Genomic DNA, 21,148 nt, shown 5'->3' with positions numbered 1-21,148 from the left:
ACTTCCGTTGTGCCGGGTATGTGCTGGGTATGCATGTTTCGTGACGTGTTCCGGGACGTCCGGCGCGGTGCGGGCGTCGCTCGCGCCGTGCCCGCCCCCACCGGGGCGGCGGGTGTGACGGACGCCGGGGCAGCGGCGATCCCCTCCCCGGTGGTCGGTGCCGCCTCCCGTGCCCCACCCTCCCCGCCGACGGACCGGGCGACCCCCGGCGGCGCAACCCAAGGACCGTGATCCACGTGAAGGTCGGCATTCCGCGCGAAGTCAAGAACAACGAGTTCCGGGTGGCGATCACCCCGGCCGGAGTCCACGAGTTGGCCCGACGGGGACACCTCGTACGGGTGGAGCGGGGCGCCGGTCTGGGCTCGGCGATCACCGACGAGGAGTTCCGGGCGGCCGGCGCCGAGATCCTGCCCACCGCCGATGACGTGTGGGAGCAGGCCGACCTCGTGGTCAAGGTCAAGGAGCCGATCGAGGAGGAGTACCACCGGCTGCGCAAGGACCAGGTGCTGTTCACCTACCTGCACCTGGCCGCCTCCGCGGAGTGCACCGACGCCCTGATCTCCTCCGGCACCACCGCGATCGCCTACGAGACGGTGCAGAACCCCGACGGTTCCCTGCCGCTGCTGGCCCCGATGTCCGAGGTGGCCGGACGGATCGCCCCCCAGGTGGGCGCCTACCACCTCATGCGCTCCGCCGGTGGGCGCGGGGTGCTGCCCGGCGGTGTGCCCGGCGCGCCGGCGGCCGAGGCGGTCGTCATCGGCGGCGGCGTCTCGGGGTGGAACGCGATGCAGATCGCGGTCGGCATGGGCTTTCGGGTGACGCTCCTGGACACCGACATCCGCAAGCTCCGCGAGGCGGATCGCATCTACGGGGGGAGGGTGCAAACCGTCACCTCCAACGACTACGCGCTGCGGGAGGCCGTCGAGGCCGCCGACCTGGTGATCGGGGCGGTGCTGATCCCCGGCGCCCGGGCGCCGAAGCTGGTCTCCAACGAACTGGTCTCCCGGATGCGCGCGGGCAGCGTGCTGGTGGACATCGCCATCGACCAGGGAGGGTGCTTCGAGGACTCACGGCCCACCACCCACGCCGACCCGACCTTCCCGGTCCACGACTCCCTCTTCTACTGCGTGGCCAACATGCCGGGAGCCGTGCCCAGCACCTCCACCCGGGCGTTGACCAACGCGACCCTGCCGTATCTGGTCCGGCTGGCCGACCGCGGGTGGCGGGAGGCGCTGGCAGCCGATCCGGCCTTCGCCGGGGGGTTGAACGTGCACGAGGGGCAGGTCACCCACGCATCGGTCGCCGAGGCACACGGTCTGCCGCGGGTGGACCCGGGGATCATCCCGGCCTGAGCCCCTCACGGGTGCCTGCCCACCGACGGCTCGCTTCGGTGAGGGCTCCCGGGTGCTTTCCCGTCGTGTCGGGTGTCGGTCGATGGGGACGGCGCCCCGTTCCGCCGGTCATCCGTCGACCCGGTGTTCGCTCACCCGGACGATGTGTCAATCGAACGATCAGTCGACTTGTGAAATCGGGGTCCGCGCGCCCCCGCGCCCCCGAATTCCGCCCGGGAAACGGGTGTTGCCCGTGGTGCGATCCCGGACGAACCGTCATGCGGGGCCGGACCGGGGGACTCACCCCGCTGTCCGCGCGAGTCGGCTTTCGGCCGGAATCCGACCATCCGAACGGTCGACTCGCGGGCCAATCGGTGATTTGCTCTTTTCGTCCCCGTGACACATGTCGCACCGACGCGCCGTGCGCTGCCCATGCCCCCTTGACACAAGGGCTGTTCGGGAAGGGGTAATCCCCGACACAAGGGTGTCGGTCCGGCGGATTGTGTTGCTGTCGACCGCCGACACGCCATAGAGTCGCCAAACGTCGGCATGGTGCAACGCTGACCCTGTCCGGAAGTTCCCTGGTCCCCAAGGAGGTAAGACGACTTGTGAATGAGTCGACAATTACTCCCGGGGGGACGATCCCGGGAGCGCCCGGTGGCCTATTGGGTCCCGGGGGCACGGCGGGCATCGGTTCCGTCGCCGTGCACACCTTCACCACGCACCGGAACGCACCGAAGATGACAGCGCATCAGAGTACGAACGGCCCCGGGCCAACCGGAGCGGCCGACGACTACGAAGAGGACTTCGGCGCCGGGAAGTTCCAGGATCCCGACGCCGAGTACGAACCCGACCCCGAGTACGCCGCCACCATCGCCCCCGACGCCGCGCGCCAGCGCCGCGAACGGATCGGTCCCACCGGCCGCCCGCTGCCCTACTTCCCCATCCCGGGGCCGGTGGGCGAACGCGGACCGGCGAAGATCATCGCGATGTGCAACCAGAAGGGCGGGGTGGGGAAGACCACCTCGACCATCAACCTGGGCGCGGCCCTGGCCGAGTACGGTCGGCGCGTCCTGCTGGTGGACTTCGACCCCCAGGGGGCCCTCTCCGTCGGACTCGGCGTCAACCCGATGGAGCTCGAACTCACCGTCTACAACCTCCTCATGGAGCGCGGGCTGGCGCCCGACGAGGTGCTGCTCAAGACGGCCGTCGCCGGCATGGACCTGTTGCCGAGCAACATCGACCTCTCCGCGGCCGAGGTCCAACTGGTCAGCGAGGTGGCCCGGGAGTCCTCCCTGCAGCGCGCCCTGCAGCCGCTGCTGCCCGACTACGACTTCGTGGTGATCGACTGTCAGCCCTCGTTGGGCCTGCTGACGGTCAACGCCCTCACCGCCGCCCACAAGGTGATCGTCCCGCTGGAGTGCGAGTTCTTCGCCCTGCGCGGCGTCGCGCTGTTGACCGAGACGATCGAGAAGGTCCAGGAGCGGCTCAACCCCGGCCTGCACCTGGACGGCATCCTCGCCACCATGTACGACTCCCGCACCGTGCACAGCCGGGAGGTGCTGGCGCGGGTGGTGGAGGCGTTCGACGACAACGTGTACCACACCGTGATCGGCCGTACGGTGCGCTTCCCGGAGACCACCGTGGCCGGTGAACCCATCACCACCTACGCCTCCAACTCCGTGGGCGCCGCCGCCTACCGCCAGCTCGCCAGGGAGGTGCTCGCCCGGTGCCACGCCGAGTGAGTCTCCCGGCGGCCGACGAACTCTTCCGTACCACCGGCGGGGCCGCCGTGCAGGCCTCGTCGTCCCGGGAGGACCCCGGTGACGGTGACGACCCCACCGCCCCCGACGCGACGACCGTCCCCGCCCCGGCGGAGGCCCCGGAGGGTCCCGCGTCGCGGGAGGGGGTCGGCGCCCGGCCCGCCGTGGCGCCCACCGCGGAATCCGTCGAACCGGCCGTACCCGGGCAGGGCAAGCGCCCCTCGGCCCCCGGAACCCGCCCGGCCACCGGATCCGGCCCGCCCGGCGCGCGTTCCGGCGGCGCCCCCCGTGCCGGTGGCCGGGGCGCCGCCGAGACACCGCGCCGCGGACGGGCCCCCCGACGCCCCAGCGGCCGCGAGCGACACGACGAGAAGATCACGGTGTACGTGTCGGCCGAGGAACTCATGGATCTGGAGCACGCCCGACTCGTCCTGCGCGGCGAGCACGGCCTCGCGGTGGACCGGGGACGCATCGTGCGGGAGGCCGTGGCGGTCGTTCTGGCGGATTTGGAGTCCCGGGGCGACGCCAGCATCCTCGTCCGCCGGCTGAGCGCCGGCTGAGCACCGGCGACGAACGCCCCCCCCCGACGCCGCCGTGCGCCCCGCCGTGGCGGGAGCGTTCCGGTCACGGCACGCCGGGTCCCGCGACGACGTTCCGGGCGCGGGCCGATAGGGTGCGCGGGAGATGTCCGTGCCCGAATCGTCCCCACCCGCACCCCGTCGTCCCCGTCGTCCCCTCGGCAGGGGGCCCACCGGCGCCGCGGACGCCTCCCCTGCCGGGGAGGGGGCCGGGACGCAGCCGCAGGCACCACCGCCCGCCGGAGCCGGGGAGACCTCCACCGAGGGGACAACCGACGGGGACGAACGGGACCCGCGGGTCCCGACGTCGTCGCCCGAGCGGGATCCGGCGGCCTCCGGGGCCCCGGCCGACGGGGAGATCGAGCCGCACGCCGGAGCGGAGTCGCCCCCGGCCCCCGGCGCCGACCCGCCCGGGACGGGCGCCGGCTGCCCGGCGGGGGAGAAGTGGGGGACCGCCCCCGCCGACCCCCCGGACGCGAACGGCGGGACCGACGCGGCCCCCGAGGGCCGATTCACCGTGGTCCTGGACAATTTCGAGGGTCCCTTCGACCTCCTCCTGCAGCTCATCTCCGCCCACAAGCTGGATGTGACCGAGGTCGCCCTCTCCCGGGTGACCGACGACTTCATCTCGCACCTGCGTTCCCGGGGATCGGAGTGGGACCTCGACCACGCCACCGAATTCCTGGTGGTCGCGGCGACCCTGCTCGACCTCAAGGCCGCCCGACTGCTGCCCTCCGCCGAGGTGGAGGACGAGGCCGACCTGGCGCTCCTGGAGGCCCGCGACCTGCTCTTCGCCCGGCTGCTGCAGTACCGGGCCTACAAGCGGGTCGCCGAGTTCATGCGCCTGCGGATGGAGGCCGAGGAGTGCCGCCGGCCCCGGACCGTCTCCCTGGAGCCCGCCCACGCCGCGCTCCTGCCGGAGGTCGTGCTGCGGGTCGGACCCGGGGGCCTGGCCCGGCTCGCGGTCCTGGCGATGCGTCCTCGACCGCGTCCGCAGGTGTACGTCGAGCACATCCACGCCCCTCTGGTCGGGGTGCGAGAACAGGCGGCGATCCTCGTGGCCCGGCTACGGGAGGCCGGCACCGCGGGCTTCGACGAACTGGTCGGGGACGCCCCCGACACCCTCACCGTGGTCGCCCGTTTCCTCGCCCTCCTGGAGCTGTACCGTGATCGGATGGTCGCCCTGGACCAGGACGAGGCGCTGGGCCCGCTCACCGTGCGGTGGACCGGTCGGGAACGGGAACCGATGGTGAGCGACGAGTTCGACCGTCCGGCCGCCCCGCCCCCGGCCGGCACCGCCGGAACCCGCTGAACCACCTCCCGACCCCTCCCCGACACCACCCGGCAGACCACCCGTGAGGTTTCCCGTGGCACCAGCAGCGCACCCGTCCGCCCCCGGGTTCCCCGACCCGTCCGGGGAGCCCGGGCCCCCCGACCACCCGGCACCCCCCTCGCCGGCCCCCGGTGACCTGGAGTTGCGGCCCGCGCTGGAGGCCGTGCTCATGGTCGTCGACGAGCCCGCCTCCGCCCGGCAGCTCGCGGCGGTCCTCGAACGCCCCCACCGCGTCGTGGTCGGCGCGCTGCGCGAACTCGCGGCCGAGTACGATCGCCAGGGGCGGGGTTTCGAACTGCGGGAGGTCGCCGGCGGCTGGCGGTTCTACACCCGCCCCGGATACGACACGGCGGTGGAACGTTTCGTCCTCGGCGGCCGAACCGCCCGCCTCACCCGGGCCGCTTTGGAGACGCTGGCGGTGATCGCCTACCGTCAACCGGTCAGCCGATCCCGGGTCTCCGCGGTGCGCGGGGTCAACTGTGACGGGGTGATGCGGACCCTCCTGCAACGGGGTCTGGTCGAGGAGGCGGGCACCGAACCCGAAACAGGTGCGATCCTGTACCGGACGACGCACTACTTCCTGGAACGCATGGGCATGCGAGACCTGGACGAATTGCCGCCGCTCGCGCCCCTCCTGCCGGAGGCGGACGCGATCGAGGGCGAGAGCCGGGAGGCGGTGGCGTCGGCCCTCGACCTCGACCCCGACGTCCCCCTCGGCGCCGGCCCCGGGCCCCGACCCGGAACCGGAACCGAGGCCCCCCGGCCCACCGGGCCGGGCGCGGACGACGGTGTCGCCGGTATCGGGGGCACCGCGCGCCGGAGCCCGGCCGAGTCCCCACCCGACATTCCGGAGGGGGGTTCGGCGGGACTCCGGGGCGACCACGAGACCGACACCGTCGGGGCGGACGCCCCGGGCGGTGGGAGACCGGATGACGGCGGCCCCGGGGTGACGGATCCGGCCGGAGCGCCGGCCGCGCCCCCACCGACCGACACCGGCCCCGACGAGCCGAGGCCCCACGGGCCACGAGAGACGACGGATGACTGATGCGCAGCAGCGACCGTAACGGTGACCGGAACAAGCGGGGTTCGACGGGCGGTGGCCGCGACCAACCCCGGGGCGGTCGGCCCCGCCCGGAGGAGCGGCGGCACCCACGTGCCGGTGCCGGCGGCGGCACCGGGGGCGGTGGCGGCACCGGGGGCGGTGGTCGCGCCGGGGGCGGTGGTCGCGCCGGGGGTACCTCCGGGGGCCGCTCCGGCGGCCCGGCCGGCGGAGCGGGAGGACGCCGGGGCGGCGACCGACCCGCACGCCCCCGCGAGTACGACGCCCGCGTCGAGGAGCGCAACCGGGAGCGGTACGCCGGACGCCCCGCGACCCCCCGCGCGGCCGACGCCGAGGGCGAGCGCCTGCAGAAGGTCCTCGCCCGCGCCGGCATGGGCTCCCGACGGGCCTGCGAGGAAATGATCGACCGGGGCCGGGTCGAGGTCAACGGCAGCGTCGTGGTGGAGCAGGGCGTTCGGGTGGACCCCGACCGCGACGAGATCAAGGTGGACGGCCTGACCGTGACCGGCCAGGCCCACCTGTTCTTCGCGCTCAACAAGCCCGCCGGAGTGGTCTCGTCCATGGACGACCCCGAGGGCCGGCAGTGCCTGGGCGACTACGTGCAGAACCGGGAGACCCGGCTGTTCCACGTCGGCCGGCTGGACACCGAGACCGAGGGCCTGATCCTGCTCACCAACCACGGTGAGCTGGCCCACCGGCTGACCCACCCCCGTTACGGCGTGGTGAAGACCTACCTGGCCGCGATCGAGGGGCCGCTGCCCCGCGACCTCGGCCGGCGCCTCAAGGAGGGTGTGCCGCTGGAGGACGGCTTCGCCCGCGCGGACAGCTTCCGCGTGGTGGAGAACCACGGCCGCAACTATCTGGTGGAGGTCGCCCTGCACGAGGGGCGCAAGCACATCGTGCGCCGCATGCTCGCCGAGGCCGGGTTCCCGGTGGACCGGCTGGTGCGCACCCGCTTCGGCCCGATCGCCCTGGGCGACCAGAAGTCCGGGTGGCTGCGCCGGCTGACCCACACCGAGGTCGGGCAGTTGATGCGGGAGGTCGGTCTCTGACCCGTCGTCCCGCCGGCCGATCCCCCGCCTGCGTCGGATCGCGGGTCCCGGGCGGGGGCGGCGGGGTGCCCCCGCGCCCCCGCCCGACCACTACTCTGGGACGATGCGAACCGCCCTCGTGATCGGCACCGGGCTGATCGGCACCTCCGTCGCCCTCGCGCTCTCCTCCCGTGGGGTGCGGGTGCACCTGCGGGACGTCGATCCCGAGCGCCCGCGCACCGCCGCGGCGCTGGGAGCGGGCATCGACGAGCCGCCCGACGGACCGGTGGACCTGGCGGTGGTCGCCGTCCCGCCCGCCCACATCGCCCCCACCGTCGCCCGCCTCCAGCGGGAGGGCGGGGCCCGTGCCTGTCTGGACGTCGGCAGCGTCAAGGGACGCCCGCGTCGCGAACTGGTCGAGCTGGGAGGTGACCTGACCGGGTACCTGGGCAGCCACCCGATGTCCGGCCGGGAGCGCTCGGGGCCGCTCGCCGCCGACGAGGCGCTCTTCGAGGGGCGGCCCTGGGTGCTGACCCCCACCCCCGAGACGGACACCGAGGTGCTCAACCTCGCCCTGGAACTGGTCTCGGTGTGCCGGGCGGTACCCGTGGTGATGGACGCCGACGCGCACGACCGGGCGGTCGCCCTGGTCTCGCACACCCCCCAACTGCTCTCCAGCCTGGTCGCCGCCCGCCTGGAGGACGCCGAGGACACGGCGGTGCGACTGTGCGGGCAGGGCATCCGGGACGTCACCCGCATCGCCGCCTCCGACCCGCGGATGTGGATCGAGATCCTGTCGGCCAACCCCGGGCCGGTGGCCGATGTGCTCGCCGCGCTCGCCGTCGATCTGGACGACGCGGTCCGCGCCCTGCGGGCCCTGGAGTCGGCCGACGACGCCAAGCGCGCCACGGGTGCCTCCGGAATCGAGGACGTGCTGCGCCGCGGCAACGCCGGCCGGGAGCGGGTGCCCGGCAAGCACGGTGCCGCTCCCGCGGAGTACGAGACGGTGGCCGTGCTGATCTCCGACACCCCTGGCGAACTGGCCCGGATCTTCGCCGACGCCGGTCGGGCGGGCGTCAACATCGAGGACGTCCGCATCGAGCATGCCACCGGTCGGCGGGCGGGTCTGGTGCAGCTCCTGGTGGACCCGGTCGCCGCTCCCATCCTGTCGGCGGCGCTGCGGGAGCGGGGCTGGTCCATCCGGCACTAGCCGGCCGCGGGGTCGGGCGCGCGGGGGGTGCCGACGGAGCCGATAGGCTGGGCCGGGGTGTCGGCGTGCCGCGCCGTCCCCGTGCCCGGTGTGTCGGGCGCCCACCGGGGTCCCCGACGCCGGTCCCCGTGCGGCCCGCGTCCCCCGCGGGCCGGGCCGCGCCGGCCGCGCCGCCGTCCCCGGGGCCGACCCACCACCCCGACGGGCGTCCGCCGGGGGAACCGAGACCCACCGAGACCCACCGGGAGCCCCCGGCGGGTCACCGACAGTCGCCGAGAGAGGTGCGCACCACCGTGTCTGCTCCCACCCCCGTTGTCGTCGCCATCGACGGGCCGTCCGGCACGGGCAAGTCCAGCACCTCCAAGGGGGTCGCCGCCCGGCTGGGCATGGCCTACCTGGACACCGGCGCCCAGTACCGCGCCATCACGTGGTGGATGCTGACCCGGGGCGTCGACCCGGCCGACACCGACGCGGTGGCCGCCGCCGCGCAGAAGCCGGAGATCGTCTCCGGCACCGACCCGCTGGCCCCGACCATCACGGTCGACGGCACGGACGTCTCGGCCCCCATCCGGGGCGCCGGGGTCACCGCCGCGGTCAGCGCGGTCAGCGCCGTCCCGGAGATCCGCTCCCGCATCACCGAACTGCAGCGCTCGATCGCCGCCGACGCGGCGGCCGCAGGGGCCGGCATCGTCGTCGAGGGGCGGGACATCGGCACCACCGTGCTGCCGGACGCGGACCTGAAGATCTTCCTGACCGCCGCCCCCGAGGTGCGGGCGGCCCGGCGCAGCGGCGAGCTCGGCGGTCCGCAGGACGCCGCGCGACTGGCCGCCACCCGGGCGGACCTGGTGCGTCGCGACACCGCCGACTCCTCCCGGACCACCTCGCCGCTGGCCCGGGCCGGGGACGCGGTGGAGCTGGACACCGGTGACCTCACCCTGGAGCAGGTCGTGGCACGGGTGGTCACGATGATCGAGGAGCGGCGATCCGCGTGATCCCCGACCCGGCCCGACCCGCCGTCGCGCCCCGCCGATCGGGCGCGCCCGGCGCCCCGGGGGCCATACCTCCCACGCCGCGCGGAGCGGCCGTCGGCCGACGCATCGGCATCGGCCTGATCCACGGCGCCTGGCGCCCCCGCGTGCTGGGCGCCCACCGGGTGCCGGCGTCCGGCCCCGTGATCCTGGCCGTCAACCACGCCCACAACGTGGACGGCCCGGTCCTGATGGGCACCGCTCCCCGGCCGGTGCACTTCCTGATCAAGCGGGAGGCGTTCGTCGGGCCGCTGGGACGCTTCCTGACCGGCATCGGACAGATACCCGTGGACCGGGGTGGCACCGACCGCACCGCCGTCGTCTCCGCGCTGGGGGTACTCGAGCGCGGCGGGGTGCTGGGGATCTTCCCCGAGGGCAGCCGGGGGGCGGGGGACTTCGCCGCCCTGCGCGGGGGTCTGGCCTACTTCGCGGTGCGCTCCGGCGCCCCCGTGGTGCCGGTGGCGGTGCTCGGCGGCGCGGATCGGCGCAGCCGCCTGGTGCCGGTCCTGCCCCCGCTGCGCGGACGCGTCGACGTCGTTTTCGGCGATCCCTTCGTCGCGGCGGAACCGGGTGCCCGCCGCACCAGGGCGGCGCTGGACGCGGCGACGGAGCGGTTGCGCGGCCGGCTGGAGGAACACCTGACCCGGGCCCGCCGCCTCACCGGCCGCTGACCTCGCCCCGGTCGGATCCCGGCCCCGCGGGGGTCGGCGGCCCGACCAACAGACCAAGCCACGTACGACGCACGACGCTGGAGACGGACCATGCACGAGGAGAACACCCCCGCCCCGGCACCCACGGGGGTCGGCGAGGAGGAGTACGCCGAATTCCTGCGGCTCGCCGAGGAAGAGGGCTTCGAGGCCGACGAACTGCGCGGCGAGATGGCCGCCGGTGGCGGTCCACAGCCGGTGCTGGCCGTCGTCGGCCGCCCCAATGTCGGCAAGTCGACCCTGGTCAACCGGATCCTGGGGCGACGCGAGGCGGTCGTGGAGGACCGCCCGGGCGTCACCCGGGACCGGGTGACCTACCACGCCGAGTGGGCCGGCCGCCGCTTCAAGGTGGTGGATACCGGTGGCTGGGAGCAGGACGTACTCGGCATCGACGCGGCGGTCGCCGCCCAGGCCGAGTTCGCCATCGCCGCCGCCGACGCGGTGATCCTGGTCGTGGACGCCACAGTCGGCGCCACCGACACCGACGAGGCCGTGGTCAAGCTGCTGCGCCGCGCCGGCAAGCCGGTGGTGCTGTGCGCCAACAAGGTGGACGGCCCCTCCGGCGAGGCCGACGCGACCGCCCTCTGGTCGCTCGGCCTGGGCGAGCCGCACCCGATCTCCGCGCTGCACGGACGGGGCACCGGCGACCTGTTGGACGCGGTCCTGGACGCGATGCCGCAGGCCCCGGCGGAGAGCTTCGGCGAGACGGTCGGCGGACCCCGGCGGATCGCCCTGGTCGGTCGTCCCAACGTCGGTAAGTCCTCCCTGCTCAACAAGCTGGCGGGGGAGGAGCGCGTGGTGGTGGACGAACAGGCCGGCACCACCCGGGACCCGGTGGACGAGTTGATCGAACTGGGTGACCGGACCTGGCGGTTCGTGGACACCGCCGGTATCCGTCGCCGGGTGCACCTGCAGGAGGGCGCCGACTACTACGCCTCCCTGCGCACCGCCGCGGCCGTCGAGAAGGCCGAGGCGGCAGTGGTGCTCATCGACGTCAGCGAGCCGATCAGCGTCCAGGACACCCGCATCATCTCGATGGCGGTGGACGCCGGCCGTGCCCTGGTCCTGGCCTACAACAAGTGGGACACCCTCGACGAGGAGCGCCGGTTCTACCTCGAGCGGGAGATCGAGCGGGACCTGGTGCAGGTGCGCTGGGCACCCCGGGTCAACCTCTCCGCGCGGACCGGCCGGCACCTGGAGAAGCTGGTGCCCGCGCTGGAGACGGCGCTGGAGAGCTGGGACACCCGGGTGCCCACCGGCAAACTCAACGCCTTCCTCGGTGAACTGGTCGCCGCGCACCCGCACCCCGTGCGGGGCGGCAAGCAGCCGCGCATCCTGTTCGGCACCCAGGCCGGCACCCGTCCGCCCCGGTTCGTGCTCTTCGCCTCCGGCTTCCTCGAGGCGGGTTACCGGCGCTTCATCGAGCGTCGGCTGCGGGAGCGCTTCGGCTTCGAGGGCAGCCCGATCCAGGTCTCGGTGCGGGTTCGGGAGAAGCGCGGCAACCGCCGCTCCTGACCCGGGGCCACGGGGGCGCCGGGGGTGACGGAGCGCGACCGGGGGCCGGTTCCGGGCGCCCCGCCCTCGGAGCGCGGGGGCCGGGAGCGGGAGGGCGGGCTCAGGGGTCCGAGGACCGGCGGGGAGGCATCAGCATCCCCCGGGTGGCCGATCCGGTCGTCCGTGAGGTCGGGCCCCCCGCGCCCCGGCCGTCGACGCCCTCGCCGCGCACCGGCTGACGGCCGAACGCCTCGGCGATGCGCACCGCCCCGCCGCGTGAGGAGATCCGGTTCGCGAACGCGTCGAAGGACTCCTCCTCCCCGGACCGGTCCCCGGGAAGGGTCCGGAAGAGCCTGCGGTACTCCGCGCACAGGGCGTCGTAGATCGGCGTCGCGGAGACGGTCGGTCGGGGCGGGGGCGGCGGAATCCGCAGGGCGGGCACCAGACCGGTGGGGTGCCGGTGGCGCCCCTGTCCGCCGGTGTCGGAACGGGACGAGTCGATGGGCTGCACGCCCGGTCAACGAGCGGGACCCGGCACGGATGCGGGGAAAGGCCCGGGAAGTCGCCGCGGCCGGGAGCGCGGCCCCGTCTCCGCGCCCCGTACCCACCGGGATCGGCGGGGCCGGGTGCCCGCGCCGGGGCACCCGGCCCCGGGGGTCAGGTGCCGGAGAGCGGCAGCGCCGCGGCGACCAGGGCGCCGTCCACCGCGGCCTTCTCCAGCGCCACCCGGAGCAGGTCCTCGCGGGGCTGCCGCCCGATGGTGCCCACCGGGGCCGCGTAGACCAGGACCGTGTGCCGGTCCTTGGCGGTGGCCCGCCACTCGTCGGTCAGCGCCAGTGGGCGGTGGGCCTGCCACCACGGCGCCGAGGGCGCCCCGACCAGGCCCGGCTGGAGGATGGAGTGCAACTCGCCGTCCACCATCAGCACCGACCAGCCCGGCAGTTCCTCCGGCATGCGGCCCGGGTCGGCGACCCGCTGGAAACCCTGCTCCCCCAGCAGTTCGAGGAAGACGTCCTCCGGTCCGTCGCTGCCCGGCCGGGCGATGGGGGCCGTCGGCTCGATCACCAGGGCGGGGTAGAGGTCGTCGCCCACCGCGATCTGACCACAGGTCACCCCGAGCACGGCCTGACGGGGCGTACCCCCCAACTCCTCCGCGGAGACGGGTGGCTGCTCGCCGGTGATCGTCTGTACGGCACCGCGCAGCTGTTCCTCGGAGACCGGTACCACCCGGGAGGGCAGGCAGCCGGCGTGGGCGAAGGCCAGGACCGCCGTCTCCTCGCCGACGAAGAGCACGGTGCTGGTGGGATCGCGCTCCGGATCGCCCGGGGTCCGGCACGACGTGCAGTCGTAGGCGCCGGGGGCGGTTTCACCGGCGAGCAGCCGATCGGCCTCTTCATCGCCGATCTCGGCGCGTACGTCGTCACTGACGTCGAGCATGGTGGGCACTGGTGCTCCTCGGTTCCGGCCCGGTACGGCACGCGTGCGGGCGGTGGGCGGTTCTGTTGCCCTGCTCAACGCCGGGAGGGGGTCGGGGTCACGCCCGGGCGGACGTCGATCCGTTCGGGATCGTGCCGGCCGGCGCCGTTCATGACGTCGGTTTTGGGAGGTGTCGGGCCGATCCATGGGGAAACGACGGGGAACGGTCGTGAAGGATCGTTGCGGTCCGGGGGCCCGCCACGTCGCGAAATCCCGGCTCGGCACCGGTTTCCTTCGCCCCGCCGGGGAGTCGGGGGCACGCGGGAACCCGCTCCCACCCCCCGGAGAACATCCGTCGGGGGCGGTCGTGTCCCGGCGGGGGTTCCCCGCTCCGGTTCCTCCCGCCCTCCCGGGGTACCGGACCCGCTTCCGGTCCGCGCGAGGGGAAGACGGGATCCGAAGGGAATCCCGCCCCGACTGCCGGGACGATCCGTTCGGAAACGACGAGGGGAAACCGGCGGGGAATGTCGCCCCGGCATTCCCTCCGATTGCTCCGGGGCGCGCCCGACGAAATCCCGACACCTCCGAGAGGGGGGACGATGGTTCTCGGACAATTTTCGAACGGAATGCTTTCCCTTCGAATCCCCGGGACATTCCCCGACGGAATTCGAGGAAGAACCACAGGCCTTCCCCGGATTCCCCCGGTGGGCCGGTGACACCGGTTCGGACGGCGTTGCCGAACGGTCGGCCGGCGGGAGCCGATGTGATGGAACCGTGACACGACACGCCGAGGGGCCACCGAGGGGGATTGCGCCTTCCGGGTGGCGGCACGGGCGCCTACGGTGGGTGGCATGGCACCCACATCGCACATTCCCGACCCCCCCGATCGGGAGCCCGGTCGTCGCCCCTTCCCGCCCGGTGGGACCGCTGAGCCGCCGGGCAACCCGCCCGGCGTACCGGAGGTCCCGGGCTCCGCCGGGGCCGTCCCGGACCCCACCGGCCCCCCGACGCACCTCCCGAACGAGGGCACCGACGCCTATGTCGGACTGCCGGAGGCCGATGCCCGCCGCCGGGCCGCCGAACGCGGTTGGTCCACCGTGCGCGTTCTCCCGCCGGACGCGGTGATCACCATGGAGTACATCGCCGGACGCCTCAACCTGGCCGTGGAGGCCGGGCGCGTGGTGCGGGCCTGGGAGGGCTGAGGCCCACCCGCGGAACCCTCCCCCCGGCCGTGCGCCGCCGCCGGGACCGTCAGTGGCTGCCCACGGAGCGCGAGGGGTGGTCGCCCGACGGGCGCCCGCCGGGGTGCGACCGACCGACGGGCGAGGCCCGATGCGGTCGCCGCTCGACCGGTGTCGGCCGGACACCCGGCCGTACCCGGCCGGCCACGGCGGGCTCGCCCGCCGGCCGGCGGTCCCCGAGCGGGGACGGGGCGACCGGGGAGGGGCGCGGAGCCGGGCGGCGCGGCGCGGGACGCCGCTGCGGTTCCCGGGCCGCGGCCATCCGCGCCCGCAGGTGGTCCCTGGTGGTCAGGATCCGCACCTCCACCCGGGCGATCAGCGGCTCGAACCAGGGCAGCGCGAGCAGGATCAGCAGCCCCGCCGCCCAGCCCAGCAGCACGTCGCTGACCCAGTGCGTGCCCAGGTAGGCGGTGGTGGTCCCCACTCCCAGCGCGAAGAACGCGGCCGTCACCGACAGGATCCGTCGTGCCTGCGGGGTGGTGGCCAGGTAGGCCAGGATGCCCCAGGTCACCACCGCGTTGGCGGTGTGCCCGGAGGGAAATATGTCCCCGGTCAGGAACATCTCGTTGGAGCCCACCACGTTCGCGTAGTGCGGCCCCTCCCGTCCCATGCCGAGCTTGGCGGCCCCCACCGTGACGTTGAGCAGCAGCAGGGCGGTGCCCATCACCAACAGGGGGCGCAGGGTGCGCTGGCGCCAGGAGCGCCAGCCCAGCCACGCGGCGATGAGTACCGCCGTCGGTCCGCGCTGCCCCAGGACGACGAACCAATCCAGGAAGGGGTGCAGTTCCGGCCACTGCTTGTAGGGTCGGAAGAACATCACCTGCCAGTCCAGGCGGACCAGCGGGGACGTGGCGAGAACGGCCGCCACGATCGTCGAGTAGAAGGCCGCCGTGGCCCCGAACAGGGCTTTGCGCACAGGGCTCATGGCGGGAGCCGCCGCGTGGGGACGCTGCGGCTCCTGCTCCAGCCGGGCAAAGATCCGTCGGGTGTTCACGCACGCCAGATTACAGCCGGTGATCCGGGCGTTTCGAGTCGAACCGGCGTGCCGTGACACGGGTGTGATCGGGGCGCGATCTTCCGTGTCGTCATCCATGGGCCGATCGGACGCCGTTCCGAAGACCCGCGGTGGAATACGGCCACCCTTTTCCGGGGGTTGGGCGAGGGGAATCGGAATTCCTCTTCCGATTGGAACGGGATCGACCGTTCGGGGGATCCGACGTTCCCCGGCGGGAAACGGTACGGAGGGGAAGCGGTTTCCGCCCTTCGCGCCGGCTCGTTTCCCCGCCCCGGCCCGGGCCGGGGCGGGGCCGGTGGGATTCCGCCGGGCCTCCGGAAGCGGGCCGGGCCGGGGGGAATTCGCCTTCCGTCCGGTTTTCCCGTCCCTCCGGTCCGGCGCTGCGCGGCCCGACGCGAAGCCGGGGGATCCCGGATCCGGGTGTGATGTTCGTCCCGAGGGAGGGAACGCTCCCTCCGTCTTCCCCCGCCCCCTCTTCGTGCTTCGTGCCGGTGCGAACCCGTCGCCGACGAACTCCCCGTGAACGATTCGAAAAGGTCGGCGGCCCGGGGGCCTCCCGCGAGCCTCGCCGAAGAGCCCTCCTCCGCCCCTCCCGGCGGGCCGGGTTCTCCCACTCGGGGCACCCCACGGCCCCGCCCCCACCGCCCCCGTCCCCCGCCGGGAGGGCCCTCCGGGATTCGTGGATGCGAAGCGGCTTCCGGCGCCGGCGTACGCTAACTCCTCGTCCGTCCCCCGCACCGCCTCCGTCGCGTCCGGTTCACCCGGCCTTCTCCCGGGCGCGGGGGTGACCCACGGCCCCGACCCATCGGGTCGGTGCGGAGAGGGAGGTGCAGATGGCGCAGACGTCCGGGGCCAATCCGCCCGGCATCGGTGACCGGGCCCCCGTGGCCCCACCCGTCCCGGCCCCGCCCGCCGCGGGCCCGACCAATCGCTGGGCCGTCCTGGTCGTGCTCTGCGCGAGCCTGTTCCTGGTGGCCCTCGACGCCACCGTCCTGCACGTGGCCATACCCGCGGTGAGCGCGGACCTGCGACCCGGTCCGATCGAGCTGTTGTGGATCGTGGACGTGTACCCGCTGGTCTGCGCCTCGCTGCTGATCCTCTTCGGCACCCTGGGGGACCGGATCGGTCGCCGTCGGGTGCTCCTGATGGGCTACGCCTGTTTCGGCCTCGCCTCGGCCCTGGCGGCCTGCGCGACCTCCGCCCCCCTGTTGATCACCGCGCGGTCCCTGCTCGGTGTGGGCGGGGCCATGATCATGCCCGCCACCCTCTCCATCCTGCGCCACGTCTTCCCCGATCGACGGGAGAGGGCGATGGCCATCGGCGTATGGAGCGCGGTCGCCGCCGTCGGAGCCGCCGTGGGGCCGTTGGTGGCCGGGATCCTGCTGGAGCACTTCTGGTGGGGTTCGGTGTTCCTGATCAACATCCCGCTCATGGCGATCTGCCTCCCGGTGGGGGCCCGGCTGCTCCCCGAGTCCCGGGGGCGGGTGGGAACCGGTCCGTGGGACGTGCCGGGCGCCCTGATGGGCGCGGCGGGCCTGTTCTGCGTCATCCTGGCCGTCAAGCGGATCGGCGGCGGGCACCTCCTCACGCCCTGGACCTTCCTGGTGGGTGCGATGGGGGCGGTGCTGCTCATCGCCTTCGTCCGCCGCCAGCGGTCCCGGCCGCACCCGCTGATCGACCTGACGGCCTTCTCCCGGCCGGCCTTCGGCACCTCCGTCGGCTGCATCGTCCTGACCGTGCTGGCCCTGGTGGGACTGGCGCTGATCGCCGCGCAGTACCTGCAGTTGGTGCTGGGGCTGAGCCCGCTGCAGACCGGTCTGCGCCTGTTGCCGCTGAGTCTGGCCGCGATCGCCGCCGGGCTGATGGGGGCGTGGATGCTGCGGCTCATGGGGCCCCGCCTGATGATCTCCGGGGGATTCGTCCTCACCGCGCTGGCCGTCCTGTTGCTGATGCAGATCGGCCACCACGACAACCCCGCCCTGCTGATCACCGGGTTCGTGATGCTGGGCTTCGGTCTGGAGACCACCCTCTTCGGCTCCTACGAGTCGATGATCAACGACGCGCCGGCGGATCAGGCGGGGGAGGCCGCCTCGCTGGGCGAGACCGCCTACCAGTTCGGGGCGGGCATCGGCATCGCCCTGCTGGGGAGCGTCATGAACGCCGTCTACGCCCCCGCCGTGCGTGCGGTGGGCGGTCTGGGGGACGAGGACCGGGTCGCCGTCGGCCACTCCCTGGGAGAGGCCCGGGCGGTCGCCGACGCGATCGGCGGGGAGACCGGGGCAGCCCTGCACGCGGCTGCCGTGGACGCCTTCGTCGCCGGTACCCACGCGGCCCTGGCGGCCAGTGCGCTGCTGCTCCTGCTCGGGGCCCTCGCGGCGCTGCGCCTGCCCCGCGAGCGGATGGGGCCGGGCGAGGGGAAGCGGGAGGTCCCGGGGAAGGACACGACGGGCGGGGACGGTGGGACGGAAGGGGACGGCACTCCGCCCCCGGGTGTGACCACCGCCATTCCCGACGGGGCCGTCGCCGATCTTGCGGCGGGGGATTACCGGCACGTAGCGTCCCCCGGGGGCACCGCAGCCCCCCAGCCGACCGCACCGGAGGCCCCCCATGCCGGCAGCACCCCGGCCGCCCCGCTTCGACCCCGCTGACCCGCTCGGCATCGACGACCTGCTGACCCCCGAGGAGTCGCAGGTCCGCGCCACCGTTCGGCGGTGGGCCGCGGACCGGGTACTGCCCGGCATCGCGGGGTGGTACGAGCGCGGTGAACTGCCGGTGGTGCGGGAGCTGGCCCGCGAACTCGGTGCGCTGGGCGCCCTGGGCATGACCCTGGAGGGGTACGGCTGCGCCGGGGCGGGAGCCGTGCAGTACGGACTCGCCTGCCTGGAGTTGGAGGCCGCGGACTCCGGTATCCGTTCCCTGGTGTCGGTCCAGGGCTCACTGGCGATGTACGCGATCCACCGTTACGGCTCGTCGGAGCAGCGCGAGCAGCGGTTGCCCGGTATGGCGGCGGGCGAGACCATCGGGTGCTTCGGTCTCACCGAGCCCGATCACGGCTCCGACCCCGGGTCGATGCGCACCTTCGCCCGTCGGGACGGCTCGGACTGGGTGCTCACCGGTCGCAAGACGTGGATCACCAACGCCCCGATCGCGGATGTCGCCGTGGTGTGGGCCCGGACCGAGGAGGGCATCCGCGGTTTCGTCGTGCCCCGGGACACCCCCGGATTCTCGGCACCGGAGATCCGCCACAAGTGGTCGTTGCGTGCCTCGATCACGGGGGAACTGGTGTTGGACGGGGTGCGGCTGCCCGCCGACGCGGTGCTGCCGGGGGCGCGCGGGCTGGGCGCGCCGCTGGGCTGCCTGGGGCACGCCCGCTACGGGATCGTGTGGGGGGCGCCGGGAGCCGCCCGCAGTTGTCTGGAGACGGCGCTGGAGTACTCCCGCACCCGGGAACAGTTCGGCCGGCCGATCGGCGGATTCCAGATCACCCAGGCGAAACTCGCCGACATGGCGGTGGAACTCCACAAGGCATTGCTGCTCGCCCTGCACCTGGGTCGCCGGATGGAGGCGGGGTCCCTCACGCCGGAACAGATCAGTTTCGGAAAGCTCAACAATGTGCGCGAGGCGCTGGAGATCTGCCGGATGTCCCGCACGATTCTGGGGGCGAACGGCATCTCGTTGGAGTATCCGGTGATGCGGCACGCCACGAATCTGGAATCGGTGCTCACCTACGAGGGCACCTCGGAAATGCACCAGTTGGTGCTCGGGAAGGCACTCACCGGATTGGACGCCTTCCGCGGCTGAACGCCGGACCCGGGGTGATCGAATCGGGGAGTCGGCGTCGAACCGGATCAGGGCGACCGTGGCGACCTCCCCGGCCCCCGGCGGCGGGTGGGCCGCCCCGGGCCTTTCGGGGGAAGCCCCGGTACCGACCGCGCCGCGATGGTGCCGGAGCGGCCGAACCGACACCGGGCCGGGCGGTCGCGGTGATCCGCCGCCCGCCCGGTGATCAGCTCTGGTTGAAGAAGCCGGTCGAGCTGTTCCGCGCACCGCTGATCACGCGGTAGTCGGCCGGCGTGAGCAGGAAGACCCGGTTGGCCACCCGCTCGATGGTGCCGCGCAGCCCGAAGGTCAGCCCCGCGGCGAAGTCCACCACGCGCTTGGCGTCGGAGGACTCCAGGGTGGTGAGGTTGATCACCACCGGGACCCCGTCACGGAACAGCTCACCGATCCGTCGGGCATCGCGGAAGCCCTGGGGGGTGATGGTGGCGATCCGGCCGCCCTGTTCCTCGGCGGTCTCCGCCGCCACCCGCAGACGCGGGTCGGTGGTCCACGGCTCGGCGTGGCCCTCCGGCTCCGGCACCGGCTCCGGCTCCGGCCCATCGGCGTATTCGTCGTCGTAGTAGCGCATCTCGCGGTCGTCGACCAGACCGAGCCAGGCGCTGGCCCTGCGCACCGAACCCATGGACGCCTCCTCTCTGCTCCGCGGTGGTCCGCTTACCCCCATGGTGGTCCATGATGCTGACAATCCGCCAAGGGAATAGACGAACGAACGGGATTCTGTGACGGTTCTGGTGCATACGATATGGCGTCCACTCAGGGTAGTTGCGCCATAACTGGATTGACGGGACGTCGGGTGATCGGCTCCACCCGACCGGGTGACGAACGCCGCGTACGGGTGAGCCCCCGGGACCCACCGGGCGGCGGGTCCCGGGGGCCCGGGAAGCGTGGAGGACACGATGGGGGAGGGGCGGACGGGGCCGCCGGCCCTCACCCCCGCTCGGCGGCCACCAGCTCGGCGATCTGCACGGCGTTCAGTGCCGCCCCCTTGCGGAGGTTGTCGTTGGAGAGGAAGAGCGACAGGCCGTGCTCGACGGTCTCGTCGCGCCGGACGCGGCCCACGTAACTCGCGTCCCGACCGGCGGCCTGCAGGGGGGTGGGGATGTCGGACAGTTCCACGCCCGGCGCGTCCGCCAGGAGCTCGAGGGCCCGCTCGGGGGCGATCGGCCGCTCGAACCGGGCGTTGACCTGGAGGGAGTGACCGGAGAACACCGGGACCCGCACGCAGGTCCCGGAGACCCGCAGGTCCGGGATGCCCAGGATCTTGCGGCTCTCGTTGCGGAGCTTCTGCTCCTCGTCGGTCTCCCCGAGCCCGTCGTCGACGATCGAGCCGGCCATGGGCAGTACGTTGAAGGCGATGGGACGCACGTAGGTGGCGGGGGCCGGGAGGTCCAGGGCGGACCCGTCCCGGGCCAGGCGGTCCGCGCCCTGCTCGACGGCGGCCCGGGCCTGCCCGTCCAGCTCCGCCACGCCGGCCACGCCGCTGCCGGAGACGGCCTGGTAGGTGGCGACCACCAGCGCGTTCAGGCCCGCCTCGGCGTGCAGGGGGCGCAACACCGGCATGGCGGCCATGGTGGTGCAGTTGGGGTTGGCGATGATGCCCTTGGGGCGGTCGGCCGCCGCCTCCGGGTTGACCTCGGAGACCACCAGCGGCACCCCGGGGTCCAGTCGCCAGGCGGAGGAGTTGTCGATGACCACGGCACCGGAGGCGGCGACCCGTTCGGCCAGGGCCCTGGAGGTGGCGCCGCCGGCGGAGAAGAGCACGATGTCCAGGCCGCTGTAATCGGCCTTCGCCGCGTCCTCGACCGTGACCTCCGTGTCCTGCCAGGGGATGGTCCGGCCCGCCGAGCGGGCGGAGGCGAACAGGCGCAGCTCGTCGACCGGGAACTTCCGCTCGGCGAGGATCTCCCGCATCACCGTTCCGACCTGCCCGGTGGCTCCGACGATCCCGATCTTCATGGGGCTCCTCCGTGTGCTCGCTGTCACGACTGTCGCGACCCTCCCGGCGGGCCCGGCCGGACGGCGTTGTCCGGCGCCGGTTCGCCGGCGTGTATTCGCTCGCGTCCGCCCGGGTCTCCCCCGGCGCGCTCCCGACCGTGGCACC

At 73.8% G+C, this 21,148-nt stretch carries 17 protein-coding genes and 1 pseudogene; 13 read left to right on the top strand and 5 right to left on the bottom strand.

Going from position 1 to position 21,148, the window contains the following annotated elements; genetic code table 11:
- Nucleotides 1–236 precede the first annotated feature (236 nt).
- The 10 genes and pseudogenes from ald (at nucleotide 237) to der (ending at nucleotide 11,556) form a co-directional block, all read left to right on the top strand.
- Nucleotides 237–1,352, top strand: coding sequence for an alanine dehydrogenase (ald, locus tag LZF96_RS11755; protein ID WP_233870001.1), 1,116 nt, complete (start codon nucleotides 237–239; stop codon nucleotides 1,350–1,352).
- Nucleotides 1,353–1,939: 587 nt separating this feature from the next.
- Nucleotides 1,940–3,076 carry a ParA family protein gene (locus LZF96_RS11750; protein ID WP_374203200.1) on the top strand — a complete coding sequence of 379 codons (1,137 nt, stop codon included), beginning with the start codon at nucleotides 1,940–1,942 and terminating at the stop codon, nucleotides 3,074–3,076.
- Nucleotides 3,073–3,654, top strand: coding sequence for a hypothetical protein (locus LZF96_RS11745; protein WP_233869998.1), 582 nt, complete (start codon nucleotides 3,073–3,075; stop codon nucleotides 3,652–3,654). The genes LZF96_RS11750 and LZF96_RS11745 overlap by 4 nt, the downstream gene beginning before the upstream one ends.
- Nucleotides 3,655–3,778: 124 nt before the next feature.
- On the top strand, nucleotides 3,779–4,984 hold the full coding sequence (locus LZF96_RS11740) for a ScpA family protein (RefSeq protein WP_233869905.1): 1,206 nt from the start codon (nucleotides 3,779–3,781) through the stop codon (nucleotides 4,982–4,984).
- A 157-nt stretch (nucleotides 4,985–5,141) separates the two neighbouring features.
- Nucleotides 5,142–5,717, top strand: a pseudogene (scpB, locus tag LZF96_RS11735) (SMC-Scp complex subunit ScpB); the annotation flags it as partial.
- A 332-nt stretch (nucleotides 5,718–6,049) separates the two neighbouring features.
- Nucleotides 6,050–7,117 (top strand): pseudouridine synthase, encoded by a 1,068-nt coding sequence (locus LZF96_RS11730; RefSeq protein WP_233869902.1) that lies wholly within the window; start codon nucleotides 6,050–6,052, stop codon nucleotides 7,115–7,117.
- Between the two features lie 103 nt (nucleotides 7,118–7,220).
- Entirely contained in the window at nucleotides 7,221–8,306 is a 1,086-nt protein-coding gene (locus LZF96_RS11725; protein WP_233869899.1) for a prephenate dehydrogenase, read from the top strand.
- Nucleotides 8,307–8,599: 293 nt separating this feature from the next.
- Entirely contained in the window at nucleotides 8,600–9,298 is a 699-nt protein-coding gene (gene cmk, locus LZF96_RS11720) for a (d)CMP kinase (protein WP_233869896.1), read from the top strand.
- A 65-nt stretch (nucleotides 9,299–9,363) separates the two neighbouring features.
- Nucleotides 9,364–10,005 (top strand): 1-acyl-sn-glycerol-3-phosphate acyltransferase, encoded by a 642-nt coding sequence (locus tag LZF96_RS11715; protein ID WP_233869995.1) that lies wholly within the window; start codon nucleotides 9,364–9,366, stop codon nucleotides 10,003–10,005.
- A gap of 90 nt (nucleotides 10,006–10,095) precedes the next feature.
- Complete coding sequence (der, locus tag LZF96_RS11710) at nucleotides 10,096–11,556, top strand: ribosome biogenesis GTPase Der (protein WP_233869893.1); 1,461 nt, start codon at nucleotides 10,096–10,098, stop codon at nucleotides 11,554–11,556.
- Between the two features lie 100 nt (nucleotides 11,557–11,656).
- Here der and LZF96_RS11705 read toward each other — a convergent pair whose 3' ends face one another.
- Both LZF96_RS11705 and LZF96_RS11700 read right to left on the bottom strand, forming a co-directional pair.
- Nucleotides 11,657–12,046, bottom strand: coding sequence for a hypothetical protein (locus tag LZF96_RS11705; protein WP_374203199.1), 390 nt, complete (start codon nucleotides 12,044–12,046; stop codon nucleotides 11,657–11,659).
- Between the two features lie 146 nt (nucleotides 12,047–12,192).
- The gene (locus LZF96_RS11700; protein WP_233869890.1) at nucleotides 12,193–12,981 is read right to left on the bottom strand and encodes a hypothetical protein; all 789 of its coding nucleotides are present in this window, start codon (nucleotides 12,979–12,981) and stop codon (nucleotides 12,193–12,195) included.
- Nucleotides 12,982–13,802: 821 nt separating this feature from the next.
- Between LZF96_RS11700 and LZF96_RS27345 the strand changes: the two genes are divergently transcribed.
- Nucleotides 13,803–14,153: an I78 family peptidase inhibitor gene (locus LZF96_RS27345; RefSeq protein ID WP_374203198.1), complete on the top strand. Its 351-nt coding sequence runs from the start codon at nucleotides 13,803–13,805 to the stop codon at nucleotides 14,151–14,153.
- Between the two features lie 49 nt (nucleotides 14,154–14,202).
- Here LZF96_RS27345 and LZF96_RS11690 read toward each other — a convergent pair whose 3' ends face one another.
- Nucleotides 14,203–15,117 carry a phosphatase PAP2 family protein gene (locus tag LZF96_RS11690; protein ID WP_233869989.1) on the bottom strand — a complete coding sequence of 305 codons (915 nt, stop codon included), beginning with the start codon at nucleotides 15,115–15,117 and terminating at the stop codon, nucleotides 14,203–14,205.
- A gap of 923 nt (nucleotides 15,118–16,040) precedes the next feature.
- On the opposite strand from LZF96_RS11690, the gene LZF96_RS11685 reads away from it, so the two are divergent.
- Both LZF96_RS11685 and LZF96_RS11680 read left to right on the top strand, forming a co-directional pair.
- Nucleotides 16,041–17,855: an MFS transporter gene (locus tag LZF96_RS11685; RefSeq protein ID WP_233869887.1), complete on the top strand. Its 1,815-nt coding sequence runs from the start codon at nucleotides 16,041–16,043 to the stop codon at nucleotides 17,853–17,855.
- Nucleotides 17,815–19,008, top strand: a complete 1,194-nt coding sequence (locus tag LZF96_RS11680) for an acyl-CoA dehydrogenase family protein (RefSeq protein WP_233869884.1) — start codon at nucleotides 17,815–17,817, stop codon at nucleotides 19,006–19,008. The genes LZF96_RS11685 and LZF96_RS11680 overlap by 41 nt, the downstream gene beginning before the upstream one ends.
- A gap of 205 nt (nucleotides 19,009–19,213) precedes the next feature.
- On the opposite strand, the gene LZF96_RS11675 is transcribed toward LZF96_RS11680, so the two are convergent.
- Together LZF96_RS11675 and LZF96_RS11670 are read right to left on the bottom strand one after the other, a co-directional pair.
- Nucleotides 19,214–19,669, bottom strand: a complete 456-nt coding sequence (locus LZF96_RS11675; protein WP_233869881.1) for a cell division protein SepF — start codon at nucleotides 19,667–19,669, stop codon at nucleotides 19,214–19,216.
- Nucleotides 19,670–19,974: 305 nt separating this feature from the next.
- A complete protein-coding gene (locus LZF96_RS11670) occupies nucleotides 19,975–21,003 on the bottom strand; it encodes an aspartate-semialdehyde dehydrogenase (protein ID WP_233869878.1) in 1,029 nt (342 codons plus the stop codon).
- Nucleotides 21,004–21,148: the final 145 nt, after the last annotated feature.

This window comes from Streptomyces sp. ST2-7A (assembly GCF_021390475.1).
In the GTDB taxonomy this organism is placed as follows: Bacteria; Actinomycetota; Actinomycetes; order Streptomycetales; family Streptomycetaceae; genus Streptomyces.
The sequence above is the reverse complement of the archived record's forward strand: the minus strand, read 5'-3'. Positions and strand labels throughout refer to the sequence as shown.

Coding starts and splice junctions, on each gene's coding strand:
- LZF96_RS11670 (WP_233869878.1), bottom strand. CDS start 21,003: ATGAAGATCGGGATCGTCGGAGCCACCGGGCAGGTCGGAACGGTGATG.
- LZF96_RS11680 (WP_233869884.1), top strand. CDS start 17,815: ATGCCGGCAGCACCCCGGCCGCCCCGCTTCGACCCCGCTGACCCGCTC.
- LZF96_RS11740 (WP_233869905.1), top strand. CDS start 3,779: ATGTCCGTGCCCGAATCGTCCCCACCCGCACCCCGTCGTCCCCGTCGT.
- der (WP_233869893.1), top strand. CDS start 10,096: ATGCACGAGGAGAACACCCCCGCCCCGGCACCCACGGGGGTCGGCGAG.
- LZF96_RS27345 (WP_374203198.1), top strand. CDS start 13,803: ATGGCACCCACATCGCACATTCCCGACCCCCCCGATCGGGAGCCCGGT.
- LZF96_RS11730 (WP_233869902.1), top strand. CDS start 6,050: ATGCGCAGCAGCGACCGTAACGGTGACCGGAACAAGCGGGGTTCGACG.
- LZF96_RS11675 (WP_233869881.1), bottom strand. CDS start 19,669: ATGGGTTCGGTGCGCAGGGCCAGCGCCTGGCTCGGTCTGGTCGACGAC.
- LZF96_RS11690 (WP_233869989.1), bottom strand. CDS start 15,117: ATGAGCCCTGTGCGCAAAGCCCTGTTCGGGGCCACGGCGGCCTTCTAC.
- LZF96_RS11725 (WP_233869899.1), top strand. CDS start 7,221: ATGCGAACCGCCCTCGTGATCGGCACCGGGCTGATCGGCACCTCCGTC.
- LZF96_RS11685 (WP_233869887.1), top strand. CDS start 16,041: ATGGCGCAGACGTCCGGGGCCAATCCGCCCGGCATCGGTGACCGGGCC.